The sequence below is a fragment of the Pantoea sp. AN62 genome, from assembly GCF_050432985.1.
Taxonomy (GTDB): domain Bacteria; phylum Pseudomonadota; class Gammaproteobacteria; order Enterobacterales; family Enterobacteriaceae; genus Pantoea; species Pantoea brenneri.
In genome coordinates, this window is the sequence record NZ_JBNPYB010000014.1 from 138,665 (window position 1) to 151,546 (window position 12,882).

Consider the following 12,882-nt stretch of genomic DNA (forward strand, 5'->3'; position numbering starts at 1 on the left):
CATTTAAGCCAGAGATCAGGTGCTGCCGATCGCGGCATCGGTTTCCACCCTTAAACGGTAGCCAGCCATAATAATAAGCCTGCTTACAGCATCGCCGAAAAAAACACCTCATTTCATGGAGTTAAACTACTCCAGGAGCGGAACTTCATACTATTCAGGATGTATGATGCGATTGTCAGCGCTTATTCCTCACCGCCATCGATGGCAGGACATTACTATCGAACGTCACGGTGCTATCGCGCCAAATGGCAGACATTATCTTTCCACCTATATTTCCGCCCGCTGTCTGCGCTGCGGCAAAATAATTCATCGTGTCTATTACCGGGATATCAGCGATCAACATGCGCGCCGCTGGCTGGGATAACTGTCCTGACGGCGAGCGGTTCAGACACCGTTAAAGTTAACAGTTAGTTAGCAATTTGTTAGTCTGGTAATTAATCATCGTCTGACCAGACTCTCTCTATGCCACTGTTGTTTGAAAGCTTAAGCCATCAAATCTATCTGTCCGCACCGCTGTTTATTCTGATCCTGCTGGGCTACGGCCTGACGCGACTGGGTAAATGGCCTGCCAGCATCAGCGAAGGGATGAACCGCTTCGTGTTCAACGTCGCGCTGCCCTGCATGCTGTTTGGCGTGATGAGCCATTTTTATCAAAGCCCGCCGGTTGATGCGCTGCTGCTGCTGGCCTTCTTTGGCAGCTGCCTGCTGGTGTTTATCGTCGGCCGGATAGTGGCCAAAAAGCTGTTTAAGCTGGATGGCGTTGCTGGCTCGGTCTTCGCGCTGGGCGGCATCTTTTCCAACAACGTGATGCTCGGCATTCCGGTGGCGACGGTACTGCTGGGGCCCGCGTCCCTGCCCTCGGTGGCGCTGGTACTGGTGTTTAACAGCCTGATCCTCTGGACCCTGCTGACGGTCTCGGTTGAGTGGGCGAAACAGGGCAGCTTTTCGCTGCAGGGGCTGGGGCGCACCGCGATCGGCGTGCTGAAGAACCCGCTGATTATTGGCATTCTCAGCGGTACCGGCTGGAGTTTTTTGCAGCGTCCGCTGCCGCTGCTGGCTGCTGAACCGCTGCGGATGCTGGGATCGATCGCCGCCCCGCTGTCGCTGGTTACCCTTGGCATGAGCCTCGCCCATTACCGGGTGCGGGAAGGACTGAAAGAGAGTTATACCCTCTGCCTGCTCAAGCTGGTGCTGCAACCGATGACGGTGTGGGCCATCGCCTGGCTGACCGGCCTGCCGCCGCTGGAGAGTAAAGTGGTGGTGCTGCTGGGATCGATGGCGGTCGGGGTCAACGTCTACCTGATGTCGCAGAAGTTTAATGTGATTACCGGCCCGGCTGCCGCCAGCATGCTGTTTTCGACGCTGTTTGCTGCGGTGACGACGCCGCTGTGGATGATGCTGATGACACTGGCGGGATATTAAAAAAAAGCCCCTCAACATCAGTCGAGGGGCTGTTGCGTGGCTATCGCAAAACTTATTCAGCCGCTTTAGTACGAATCAGGTAATCAAAGGCGCTCAGTGAGGCTTTCGCACCCTCGCCGCTGGCGATGATGATCTGCTTGTACGGAACCGTGGTGCAGTCACCCGCCGCGAACACGCCTTTCAGGCTGGTTTCGCACTTGGCATCAATGATGATTTCGCCCATTTTGTTGCGCTCAACCGCGCCTTCCAGCCATGGGGTGTTAGGCAGCAGACCGATCTGAACGAAAATGCCGGACAGCGCCAGTTCGTGTGTAGTCTGGCTGGTACGGTCGATATACTGCAGACCGGTTACCTTGCTGCCGTCACCTTTCACTTCGGTGGTCTGGGCATTCAGGATGACATCCACGTTTTTCAGGCTGCGCAGTTTATCCTGCAGCACCTGATCAGCGCGCATTTCACCGGCAAACTCCAGCAGCGTCACATGTTCAACGATACCGGCCAGGTCAATCGCCGCTTCAACGCCGGAGTTACCGCCGCCGATCACTGCGGTGCGCTTGCCTTTAAACAGCGGGCCATCACAGTGTGGGCAGTAGGTGACGCCTTTGGTGCGGTACTCTTCTTCGCCCGGCACACCCATGTTACGCCAGCGTGCGCCAGTTGCCAGGATGATGCTGCGTGACTTCAGTACCGCGCCGGAGGCAGTTTCAACCGCATGCAGGCCACCCACAGCAGCCGCCGGGATCAGCTTGATCGCGCTCTGGCTCTCAATCACATCGACATTGTAATCATCGACGTGAGCGCGCAGTGAGCCCGCCAGTTTTGCCCCTTCGGTTTTCGGCACAGAAATATAGTTTTCGATATCAACGGTGTCCAGCACCTGACCGCCAAAACGCTCGCCCATCAGACCGGTGCGAATGCCTTTACGGGCAGAATAGATGGCTGCTGCTGCGCCCGCCGGGCCGCTACCGATAATCAGCACGTCGTATGCGTCACGCTTGTTCAGCTCTTCTGCGGCACGTTTATCGGCGTTAGTGTCAACTTTGCTGACGATTTCCGCCAGGCTCATGCGGCCCTGACCAAACTCTTTACCGTTGAGGTAAACCGCCGGCACGCCCATCACGTTGCGTTCCTGAATTTCATTCTGGAACAGGCCACCGTCAATCGCGGTGTGGCTGATGCGTGGATTCAGCACCGCCATCAGGTTCAGCGCCTGTACCACGTCAGGGCAGTTATGGCATGACAGCGAATAGTAGGTTTCGAAATGGAAATCGCCATCCAGCGCGGCAACCTGATCCAGCAGGCTTTGCGCTTCTTTTGACGGATGCCCACCGGTCTGCAACAGCGCCAGCACCAGTGAGGTAAATTCGTGACCCAGTGGCGAACCGGCAAAACGCGGACCGCTGTTCGAGCCTGGGTTAGTGATTAAAAACGACGGCTTGCGGACCTGACGATCGTTCTCTTCGCGGAAGCTGACTTTATCAGACAAGCCTGCGATGTCGACCAACAGCTCACGGATCTCGGTTGATTTGGCACCCTCGTCCAGAGTGGCAATCAACTCAACAGGTTTGGTTAATTTCTCAAGGTAGGCCTTGAGTTGCGTCTTCAAATTTGTGTCGAGCATAGTGATATCCTGGTCAAAAAATCGGGTGCCGTGGCACCCGATGAGAGAAAGATCGAAAGGCCGAAGCGGGATTAGATTTTGCCAACCAGGTCCAGAGATGGAGCCAGTGTTGCATCACCTTCTTTCCATTTCGCCGGGCACACTTCGCCTGGGTGAGAAGCAACGTACTGTGCCGCTTTCACTTTACGCAGCAGGTCAGAGGCGTCACGGCCGATACCTTCAGCAGTGATTTCGATCGCCTGGATGATACCTTCCGGGTCAACGATGAAAGTACCACGGTCAGCCAGGCCTTCCGCTTCACGCATGATTTCGAAGTTACGGGTCAGCGCGCCAGTCGGGTCGCCGATCATTGCGTACTGGATCTTGGCGATGGTGTCTGAAGAACCGTGCCAGGCTTTGTGGGTAAAGTGGGTGTCAGTTGAAACGGAGTAGATATCTACGCCCAGTTTCTGGAACTCTTCGTAGTGATCGGCCACGTCGCCCAGTTCGGTCGGGCAAACGAAAGTGAAGTCAGCCGGGTAGAAGAAGAACACACTCCATTTACCTTCAACGTCTTTCTCGGTTACGTCGATGAACTCGCCGTTTTTGAATGCTGCGTTTTTGAACGGCTTGATTTTGGTATTGATAATAGACATCTGATGGCCTCCGTTGAATTATGTGATGTACGTTACAGAATTTTCGGGCCAACATCTAATATGCAGTCGTTATCAATCAAATAAACGAAAGCTATCAAACGCGGAAAGCGGGATGCTCTCTGGCCCGCGAGGCAGTGTACAGGGAATGTCGGGACAATTAACCCGCTTTATACTTTTCAAATCTTTTCGGCCAATCGCTGCTAGCTTTGTAAGACCAGAGATAAAGGGAGCTGACTTGTGGAGATTCGTCCGTTTACTGAAGCCGATCGGCCTTTTTTGCGTACACTGTTTCTGGCGGCGCGGCGGCATAACTGGCGCTGGCTGGATGGCAGCGACTGGCAGCTGGAAGATTTTGATGGCGTTATCCTCGGTGAAACCGTACTGGTAGCCGACTGTGACGGGCAGCGCGTCGGATTTGCCGGCCTGCTGGAGAATGATAATTTCCTGCATAGCCTGTATGTCGACCCCGACTGGCAGGGCCGCGGTGCAGGCAGTGCCTTGCTGGAAGCGGTTCAGGCGCGCTTCACCTCGACCGGCGCGCTGAAATGTCTGACGATGAACAAAGCGGCGCAGGCATTTTATCTGAAGCATGGCTGGAAGATGATTGCGCAGGGCGAAGGGGAACAGGGAGGCTATGTGCTGATGCACTACCCGCTGGCGTCTGAATACACCAGCGGGTCGGGTCGGGCTTAAAGTGCGCGGAAGGCGATGTCGCCAGGAATGACCTCGCCCTGCCAGTAAAGCTGGGCGGCGACCCGTCCGGCAAGCTGGCGGTAGAGCGCGGTGAATTCACTGTCCGGCCGGCGGATTACCGTCGGCTGGCCCGCATCCAGATCTTCACGCAGGTTAATGTGCAACGGCAACTGGGCCAGCAGCTGCGTGTGGTAATCAGCCACCAGCTTTTGCGCCCCGCCAGTGCCGAAAATCGGTTCGTGGAAGCCGCACTGGCTGCAGATGTGCAGGCTCATGTTCTCGACTACGCCCAGCACCGGCACGCTGACTTTTTCAAACATCACGATGCCTTTGCGGGCGTCGATCAGCGCAATATCCTGCGGCGTGGTGACCACCAGCGCGCCGGTCACCGGAACATTCTGCGCCAGCGTCAGCTGGATATCGCCGGTGCCCGGCGGCATATCCAGCACCAGATAATCCAGCTCCGGCCACATCGTCTCGTTCAGCAGTTGCATCAGCGCTTTGCTGGCCATCGGCCCGCGCCACACCATGGCGTTATCGTCAGTCACCAGATAGCCAATCGAGTTAGTGGCCAGCCCGTGCGCCATAATCGGTGCCATATGGGTCCCATCGGGCGAGGTAGGACGTTCATGTTCGGTGCCCAGCATGTTGGGCACCGACGGGCCATAGATATCGGCGTCGAGGATGCCGACGCGCGCGCCCTCTGCGGCCAGCGCCAGCGCCATATTGACGGCGGTACTGGATTTGCCCACGCCGCCTTTACCGGAGCTGACGGCGATAATATTTTTCACGCCGTTAACGCCAGGCTGGTTTTTCACCCGCTTCAGGGTGGCGATATCATGGCTTAAACGCCAGTCAATCGCGCGCGTGCCGGTCAGGCGCAGCAGCTCAGCGCTGGTCTGCGCTTTCAGTTCTTCAAAGGCGCTGGCCCAGACGAACGGCATGATCAGTTCGATATGCAGCTTACCGTCCAGCTGTGCCACGTGATGCAACGCTTTCAGCGCAGTGAGATTCTGTTGCAGCGTCGGATGCTCAAAGCCTCTCAGTACGCCGACCACGATGGCGCGCAGGGCTTCAGGCGTATGCGGTTCCCGGGATTGTACTGTCATCCCCCACTCCTTTTTTATGCTGTTCTTACGCTGTGCTTCAGCGATGTATTTTCAATGATATCAGATGGCCACTGTTTCGCGGCGACTGCCGGTGGCGAATCCCTTGTGTTTACGCCAGCGGAGCCTTCGGTTACCATCTAAGCCCGTTTTTTCAATCAACAGAAAGCTACGCAAACTATGACTCAAGTCGCTAAAAAAATTCTGGTAACCTGCGCGCTGCCTTACGCGAACGGATCAATCCATCTCGGCCATATGCTCGAGCATATCCAGGCAGACATTTGGGTGCGTTACCAGCGAATGCGTGGCAATCAGGTTTACTTCATCTGCGCTGATGACGCGCACGGCACGCCGATTATGCTGAAAGCACAGCAGCTGGGCATTGCGCCAGAGCAGATGATTGCTGAAATGAAACAAGAGCATGAAGCCGATTTTGCCGGTTTCAACGTCAGCTATGACAACTATCACTCGACCCACGGTGATGAGAACCGCCAGCTGTCGGCGCTGATTTACGGTCGCCTGAAAGAGAACGGTTTTATTAAGAACCGCACTATTTCTCAGCTCTACGATCCGGAAAAAGGGATGTTCCTGCCGGACCGTTTTGTTAAAGGCACCTGCCCGAAATGTAAGTCTGCCGATCAGTACGGTGATAACTGTGAAGTCTGCGGCGCGACGTACAGCCCGACCGAACTGATTGATCCGAAGTCGGTGGTCTCCGGTGCGACGCCAGTGCTGCGCGACTCGGAACACTTCTTCTTTGATCTGCCATCGTTCAGCGCCATGCTGCAGGCCTGGACCCGTTCCGGTGCGTTGCAGGATCAGGTCGCTAACAAGATGCAGGAGTGGTTCGAATCAGGCCTGCAGCAGTGGGATATCTCACGTGACGCGCCCTATTTCGGTTTTGAAATCCCGGATGCGCCAGGCAAATATTTTTACGTCTGGCTGGATGCGCCTATTGGCTATATGGGCTCGTTCAAGAACCTGTGCGACAAGCGTGGCGATATCGACTTCGACGAATTCTGGCGTAAAGATTCCACCACCGAGCTGTATCACTTTATCGGTAAAGATATCGTCTACTTCCACAGCCTGTTCTGGCCGGCGATGCTGGAAGGCAGCGACTTCCGCAAACCGAACAACCTGTTTGTCCACGGTTATGTGACGGTCAATGGTGCCAAGATGTCGAAATCACGCGGCACCTTTATTAAAGCCAGCACCTGGCTGCAGCATCTGGACGCTGACAGCCTGCGTTACTATTACGCGGCAAAACTCTCTTCGCGCATCGACGACATCGACCTGAACCTGGAAGATTTCGTTCAGCGCGTCAACGCTGACATCGTCAATAAAGTGGTTAACCTGGCATCACGTAACGCCGGCTTTATCACCAAACGCTTTGACGGCAAGCTGGCGGCTGAACTGGCCGATCCGGCGCTCTATCAGACCTTTGTTGATGCGTCAGAGAAGATCGGTGAAGCCTGGGCGAGCCGCGAATACAGCCGCGCAATCCGTGAAATTATGGCGCTGGCCGACCTGGCAAACCGCTACGTTGATGAGCAGGCACCATGGGTAGTCGCGAAGCAGGAAGGCCGTGACGCCGATCTGCAGGCAATCTGCTCAATGGGGATTAACCTGTTCCGCGTGCTGATGACCTGGCTGAAGCCGGTGCTGCCGTCGCTGAGCGCGCGCGCAGAAGGCTTCCTTAACTGCGAACTGAGCTGGGATGCGATTCCACAGCCGCTGCTGGATCATCAGGTTGCGCCGTTTAAAGCGCTCTACAGCCGGATTGAAATGGCGAAGGTCGAAGGCCTGATTGAGGCGTCGAAAGAGGATGCCGCAGCGGCCAGCGCCCCGGCGGTTAGCGGTCCGCTGGCGGATGCGCCGGTTGGTGACACCATTACCATCGACGATTTCGCCAAAGTCGATATGCGGGTAGCGCTGATTGAGCAGGCGGAGCTGGTCGATGGCTCAGACAAGCTGTTGCGTCTGCAACTCGACCTGGGTGGCGAGAAGCGTCAGATCTTCTCCGGCATTCGTGCGGCCTATCCCGATCCGTCCGTGCTGGTCGGCAAGATGACCATCATCGTTGCTAACCTGGCACCGCGTAAAATGCGTTTTGGCATCTCCGAAGGGATGGTGCTGTCGGCGGGACCGGGCGGTAAAGATCTGTTTGTACTGTCGGTAGACAGCGGTGCGGTACCGGGCATGCCGGTTAAATAATCCCTCACGCTTCACTCCCCTTACGCCAGGTTGCCGGTGTAAGGGGAGATTCTGCTTTATCTCTGCGATTTCAGCCGTCACGTTTTCCCCCGCGCCGCTTCCCCCTGCTTTGCTGATGTCCCGCTAAACCTGCTGATCCGGGAATCGGTCTGTCGGGCTTTTATGTGATCGCTAGCACGCTAAGCGGTTAATGCGTATGATGAACAACAGTGAAAACAGGAGCCTGTCATGCTCACCGTGCTGTCTGTCTGCGGGCGCTACCTTCGTGCCTTTATCATCATTTATCTCTGCTTATACAGTGGCAACGGCATCGCCTCGCTGCTGCCGATCACTATTCCTGGCAGTATTCTCGGGATGCTGATTCTGTTTGCCCTGCTGGCGTCGCAAATCCTGCCGGTCAACTGGGTGAAACCGGGCTGCCATCTGATCATCCGCTATATGGCGCTGCTGTTTGTGCCAATTAGCGTTGGCGTCATGAGCCATACCGATATTCTCAGCGCCCAGTTTGGTCCGATCGTCATCTCCTGCGTCGTCAGTACCTTTGTGGTGCTGGCGGTGGTCGGCGTCAGCGCCCACCAGTTGCACAGCCGTCGTCCGCTCCGGGAGCCAAACGATGAGTGATATCTGGTGGTCTCTGCCGCTGACCCTGGCGGCGTTCTTTCTGGCGCGCAAGCTGGCGCTGACCCTGAAAATCTCGCTGCTCAATCCACTGCTGGTGGCGATGGCGATTATCATCCCGATCCTGCTGCTGCTGCAGTTGCCCTACTCGCGCTACTTTGCCGGCAGTCAGATTCTTAACCAGCTGCTGCAACCGGCGGTGGTCGCCCTGGCGCTGCCGCTGTACGAGCAGATGCATCAGATTCGCGCCCGCTGGAAGTCGATCATTGGGGTCTGCTTTATCGGGAGCCTGACCGCCATGATATCGGGCACCGCTATCGCCCTGTGGCTGGGCGCCACGCCAGAAATTGCCGCCACCATTATTCCCAAATCAGTCACCACGCCCATCGCAATGGCGGTCTCCGGATCGCTGCACGGCATCCCGGCGATCAGCGCCATCTGTGTACTGATCGCCGGCGTGCTGGGGGCGGTGTTTGGGCATATGCTGCTGAACCTGCTGGGCGTCAAATCGAAAGCGGCGCGCGGTCTGGCCATCGGTAACGCCTCCCATGCCCTCGGAACCGCCCGGGCGGCTGAAGTCGATTATCAGGAAGGGGCGTTCAGTTCACTGGCGCTGGTGATTTGCGGCATCATTACTTCTTTGCTGGCACCGTTTATTTTTCCGCTACTGCTGCACTGGTTTGGCTAAAACTTTGCGATAGATCTCGCAAAGTTGAAACATGCAACGCAGGTTGCATTGTCAGAGCGACGGGGATCACATATAAACCGGTGACTGGCATATCGTCCTGCTGAATTTAATGAGGCTCTCATGCATTCACGTTTCCTCTCCGCCTTCGAGGCGTTGCCGTCAACTCTGCAAACCGCGCTGGCTCCGCTGCTGGACGCGCCTGACTTTCAGGCAGTGCTGCGCGCCGACCAGATCGCATCGCTGCAGCAACAGACTCAGATGGACGCCGATGCGCTGGCGCTGGCGCTGCTGCCGCTGGCAGCAGCCTGTGCGGTGGCCACGGTGTCGCACTTTAATGTCGGGGCGATCGCCCGCGGCACCAGTGGTAACTGGTACTTCGGCGCCAACATGGAATTTGTCGGCACCCCACTGCAACAGACGGTGCACGCTGAGCAGAGCGCGATTACCCACGCCTGGCTGCGCGGCGAACGCCGGCTGGAAACCATCACGGTTAACTACACCCCGTGCGGCCATTGCCGTCAGTTTATGAATGAACTCAACAGCGGTACCGGGATTCGTATTTCGCTGCCGCAGCGCGCCATCAGTACCCTGGCCGATTATCTGCCAGACTCCTTTGGCCCGCGCGATCTCGACATCACAACCCTGCTGATGGATGCGGTCGACCACGGTTACAGCGCTGAGGGAGATGCGCTGGTGCAGGCCGCCGTGGCCGCCGCCAATGCCAGCCACGCGCCGTACAGCCAGTCACACAGCGGCGTAGCGCTGGAAACCGAGTCCGGCACCATTGTGACCGGTCGCTATGCTGAGAATGCCGCGTTTAACCCCAGCTTTCCGCCGCTTCAGGCCGCGCTGGTGCTGCTGAATATGCAGGGCGGGCACAGTGGTCAGATAAAAAGAGCGGTGCTGGCAGAAGTAGAAAATGCCACGCTGAGCCAGTTTGCCGCCACGCAGGCAACCTTACAGACTTTTGGTTGCAGTGAGCTGCTGTCGGTGAGATTGCACAAAGCATAACCCACTGTCAGAAAGGCCACAGTTTTGTGACCTTTTATGAACAAATGCTGTACTTCTGCGGGAAATTTCATAGGATCTGGCGCCAGAATTCACGTCATGACAAATTACTCTGAATAATTCGGGTTGCAGGATGGCAGCAAGTACGTGAATGATTCGCAGCGGAGACCTGCCGCTGCACTGCTCCTGCAGCCTGAGCTATAACGGGTAAGTAAACTGGCGCTACCTTTCCGGCGTGACGCCAGACAACACTGCAACCGGAGCATCACTGCATGGAACTCGACTACGAAAGTAAACGTCCGCTCTACATCCCTTACGCTGGCCCGATTTTGCTGGAATTTCCCCTCCTCAACAAAGGCAGTGCCTTTAGCATCGAAGAACGTAACGAATTTAATCTCAATGGTCTGCTGCCGGAAGCGGTAGAGTCGATTGAAGAACAGGCGCAGCGTGCCTGGCGTCAGTTCCAGGACTTCAAAAACAATAACGATAAGCACGTCTACCTGCGTAACATCCAGGACACCAACGAAACGCTGTTTTATCGCCTGCTGGACAACCATCTCGAAGAGATGATGCCGATCATTTACACCCCAACCGTCGGCGCCGCCTGTGAACACTTCTCTGAAATCTATCGCCGGGCACGCGGGGTGTTTATCTCTTACCCGAACCGCGACCGCATCGAAGATATGCTGCAGAACGCCACCAAACAGAACGTGAAGGTCATTGTCGTCACCGATGGCGAGCGCATCCTGGGTCTGGGTGACCAGGGCATCGGCGGCATGGGCATCCCGATCGGTAAGCTGTCGCTCTACACCGCCTGTGGCGGTATCAGTCCGGCTTATACCCTGCCGGTGGTGCTGGATGTCGGTACCAATAATCAGCAGCTGCTGAACGATCCGCTCTACATGGGCTGGCGTCATCCGCGTATTACCGGCGAAGAGTACGACGCTTTCGTTAATGACTTTATTCAGGCGGTTAAACGTCGCTGGCCGAAAGTGCTGTTGCAGTTCGAAGACTTCGCCCAGAAGAACGCCATGCCGTTGCTAAACCGCTACCGCGATGAAGTCTGCTGCTTTAACGACGACATTCAGGGTACCGCCGCGGTTACCGTGGGTACGCTGATCGCCGCCAGCCGCGCAGCCGGTAGCCGCCTGTGCGAACAGAAGGTGGTATTCCTCGGTGCCGGTTCCGCCGGCTGTGGCATCGCCGAACAGATTATTGCCCAGATGAAATCGGAAGGCCTGAGCGATGAAGAAGCGCGCAGCCGGGTGATGATGGTGGATCGCTTTGGTCTGCTGACCGACAAGCTGCCTAACCTGCTCGACTTCCAGAGCAGACTGGTGCAGAAGAGCGAAAACCTTCAGCACTGGGATGTCACCAGTGACGCGATTTCGCTGCTCGACGTGGTGCGCAACGCCCATCCGGATATTCTGATTGGGGTATCGGGTCAGCCAGGGCTGTTCACCGAAGAGATCATCCGCGAGATGCACAAACACTGCAAACGCCCGATAGTGATGCCGCTGTCGAACCCGACGTCACGCGTTGAAGCCACGCCAGCCGATATCATTGCCTGGACCGACGGTGCAGCGCTGGTGGCTACCGGCAGTCCGTTCTCGCCGGTCAGCTGGAACGGTAAAACCTACCCGATCGCCCAGTGCAACAACTCCTACATCTTCCCGGGAATTGGTCTGGGTGTTATCGCGTCAGGCGCCAGCCGCGTCACCGACACCATGCTGATGACCGCCAGCCGGGCGCTGGCCGACTGCTCGCCGCTGGTGAATGATGGTGAAGGTCCGGTACTGCCGGAAATCAAAGATATCCAGGGCGTGTCGAAAATCATCGCCATGGAAGTCGGCAAAGCGGCGCAGCTGGCGGGTGTCGCCGTCGTCACCTCCGAAGATGTGCTGTCGCAGGCGATTGCCAACAACTTCTGGCTGCCGCAATACCGTCATTATCGTCGTACCTCGATCTAATTGTGCGCTGCCGGACCGATTCTGGTCCGGCAATGCTCAAAAAGAGACCAGCCAACCGGCACTAACTTGCTTCGCTGCGGCGGCTCAAGTAGCCTTGTGCCATCTCAAATTTCTGACATCGAGTCTCCAGGCGCATGCTGAAACGCGTTTTCATTGGACTGCTTTTCATCATCCTGCTGATGGTGGCGACGGCGCTTGGCCTTGATCGCTGGATCAGTTGGAAAACTGCGCCCTTTATCTACGAGAATGTCTCTTCGCTGCCGCACCGCCAGGTGGGTGTGGTGCTGGGCACCGCTAAATATTATCGTACCGGGGTGATCAATCAGTATTACCTCTATCGGATGCAGGGCGCGCTCAACGCCTATAACAGCGGCAAAGTGAACTACCTGCTGCTGAGCGGTGACAATGCGCTGCAAAGCTACAACGAACCGATGACCATGCGTCGCGATTTAATCAAGGCAGGCGTCGATCCGGCGGATATTGTGCTGGACTATGCCGGTTTCCGGACGCTGGATTCGATTGTTCGCACCCGCAAGGTGTTCGATACCAACGACTTCATTATCATCACCCAACGCTTCCACTGTGAGCGGGCGCTGTTTATTGCCCTGCAGCTCGGCATTCAGGCGCAGTGCTATGCCGTGCCTTCGCCGAAAAACATGCTCAGCGTGCGTTTCCGTGAGGTCGGTGCGCGGCTGGGCGCGCTGGCTGACCTGTTCCTGCTGAAGCGAGAGCCACGCTTCCTTGGGCCGCTGGTGCCGATTCCGGCGGTGCGTGAAGTGCCGGAGGATGCACAAAGTTATCCGGCGGTCACGCCGGAACAGCTGCTGGAGCTGGAGCAGAAGCTGCGTAAATAGCTCACGCACTGCGGGCTTGTTTATGCTGTGCTGACACTTGTTACTCCAATGCT

The 12,882-nt window shown here is 56.7% G+C and carries 12 protein-coding genes; 9 read left to right on the plus strand and 3 right to left on the minus strand.

From position 1 onward, the window contains the following. The first annotated feature begins 166 nt into the window (after positions 1–166). Together FHW04_RS17320 and FHW04_RS17325 are read left to right on the plus strand one after the other, a co-directional pair. The gene (locus FHW04_RS17320) at positions 167–364 is read left to right on the plus strand and encodes a hypothetical protein (RefSeq protein ID WP_089561725.1); all 198 of its coding nucleotides are present in this window, start codon (positions 167–169) and stop codon (positions 362–364) included. A gap of 98 nt (positions 365–462) precedes the next feature. Next, entirely contained in the window at positions 463–1,422 is a 960-nt protein-coding gene (locus tag FHW04_RS17325; RefSeq protein ID WP_089561724.1) for an AEC family transporter, read from the plus strand. Positions 1,423–1,474: 52 nt separating this feature from the next. Here FHW04_RS17325 and ahpF read toward each other — a convergent pair whose 3' ends face one another. Both ahpF and ahpC read right to left on the minus strand, forming a co-directional pair. Then, complete coding sequence (ahpF, locus tag FHW04_RS17330) at positions 1,475–3,043, minus strand: alkyl hydroperoxide reductase subunit F (RefSeq protein WP_031377139.1); 1,569 nt, start codon at positions 3,041–3,043, stop codon at positions 1,475–1,477. 71 nt (positions 3,044–3,114) lie between these two features. Next, complete coding sequence (ahpC, locus tag FHW04_RS17335; protein ID WP_010617942.1) at positions 3,115–3,678, minus strand: alkyl hydroperoxide reductase subunit C; 564 nt, start codon at positions 3,676–3,678, stop codon at positions 3,115–3,117. Between the two features lie 237 nt (positions 3,679–3,915). On the opposite strand from ahpC, the gene FHW04_RS17340 reads away from it, so the two are divergent. Next, a complete protein-coding gene (locus tag FHW04_RS17340) occupies positions 3,916–4,371 on the plus strand; it encodes a GNAT family N-acetyltransferase (RefSeq protein ID WP_031377138.1) in 456 nt (151 codons plus the stop codon). Here the strand turns inward: FHW04_RS17340 and apbC are convergent. Next, complete coding sequence (apbC, locus tag FHW04_RS17345; protein ID WP_089561723.1) at positions 4,368–5,480, minus strand: iron-sulfur cluster carrier protein ApbC; 1,113 nt, start codon at positions 5,478–5,480, stop codon at positions 4,368–4,370. The genes FHW04_RS17340 and apbC overlap by 4 nt on opposite strands. Positions 5,481–5,657: 177 nt before the next feature. On the opposite strand from apbC, the gene metG reads away from it, so the two are divergent. The 6 genes from metG (at position 5,658) to sanA (ending at position 12,829) form a co-directional block, all read left to right on the plus strand. Further along, entirely contained in the window at positions 5,658–7,691 is a 2,034-nt protein-coding gene (metG, locus tag FHW04_RS17350) for a methionine--tRNA ligase (RefSeq protein WP_031377137.1), read from the plus strand. Between the two features lie 228 nt (positions 7,692–7,919). Next, positions 7,920–8,312, plus strand: a complete 393-nt coding sequence (locus FHW04_RS17355) for a CidA/LrgA family protein (RefSeq protein ID WP_031377136.1) — start codon at positions 7,920–7,922, stop codon at positions 8,310–8,312. Next, positions 8,305–8,997, plus strand: coding sequence for a CidB/LrgB family autolysis modulator (locus FHW04_RS17360; RefSeq protein ID WP_031377135.1), 693 nt, complete (start codon positions 8,305–8,307; stop codon positions 8,995–8,997). The genes FHW04_RS17355 and FHW04_RS17360 overlap by 8 nt, the downstream gene beginning before the upstream one ends. A gap of 120 nt (positions 8,998–9,117) precedes the next feature. Continuing rightward, entirely contained in the window at positions 9,118–10,008 is an 891-nt protein-coding gene (gene cdd / locus FHW04_RS17365; protein WP_069728970.1) for a cytidine deaminase, read from the plus strand. Positions 10,009–10,277: 269 nt separating this feature from the next. Continuing rightward, entirely contained in the window at positions 10,278–11,975 is a 1,698-nt protein-coding gene (locus FHW04_RS17370; protein ID WP_031377133.1) for an NAD-dependent malic enzyme, read from the plus strand. A 134-nt stretch (positions 11,976–12,109) separates the two neighbouring features. Next, positions 12,110–12,829, plus strand: coding sequence for an outer membrane permeability protein SanA (gene sanA, locus FHW04_RS17375; RefSeq protein WP_031377132.1), 720 nt, complete (start codon positions 12,110–12,112; stop codon positions 12,827–12,829). The last annotated feature ends 53 nt before the right edge of the window (positions 12,830–12,882 follow it).

Coding starts and splice junctions, on each gene's coding strand:
- FHW04_RS17325 (WP_089561724.1), top strand. CDS start 463: ATGCCACTGTTGTTTGAAAGCTTAAGCCATCAAATCTATCTGTCCGCA.
- FHW04_RS17370 (WP_031377133.1), top strand. CDS start 10,278: ATGGAACTCGACTACGAAAGTAAACGTCCGCTCTACATCCCTTACGCT.
- metG (WP_031377137.1), top strand. CDS start 5,658: ATGACTCAAGTCGCTAAAAAAATTCTGGTAACCTGCGCGCTGCCTTAC.
- FHW04_RS17355 (WP_031377136.1), top strand. CDS start 7,920: ATGCTCACCGTGCTGTCTGTCTGCGGGCGCTACCTTCGTGCCTTTATC.
- ahpF (WP_031377139.1), bottom strand. CDS start 3,043: ATGCTCGACACAAATTTGAAGACGCAACTCAAGGCCTACCTTGAGAAA.
- FHW04_RS17320 (WP_089561725.1), top strand. CDS start 167: ATGCGATTGTCAGCGCTTATTCCTCACCGCCATCGATGGCAGGACATT.
- ahpC (WP_010617942.1), bottom strand. CDS start 3,678: ATGTCTATTATCAATACCAAAATCAAGCCGTTCAAAAACGCAGCATTC.
- sanA (WP_031377132.1), top strand. CDS start 12,110: ATGCTGAAACGCGTTTTCATTGGACTGCTTTTCATCATCCTGCTGATG.
- cdd (WP_069728970.1), top strand. CDS start 9,118: ATGCATTCACGTTTCCTCTCCGCCTTCGAGGCGTTGCCGTCAACTCTG.
- FHW04_RS17360 (WP_031377135.1), top strand. CDS start 8,305: ATGAGTGATATCTGGTGGTCTCTGCCGCTGACCCTGGCGGCGTTCTTT.
- apbC (WP_089561723.1), bottom strand. CDS start 5,480: ATGACAGTACAATCCCGGGAACCGCATACGCCTGAAGCCCTGCGCGCC.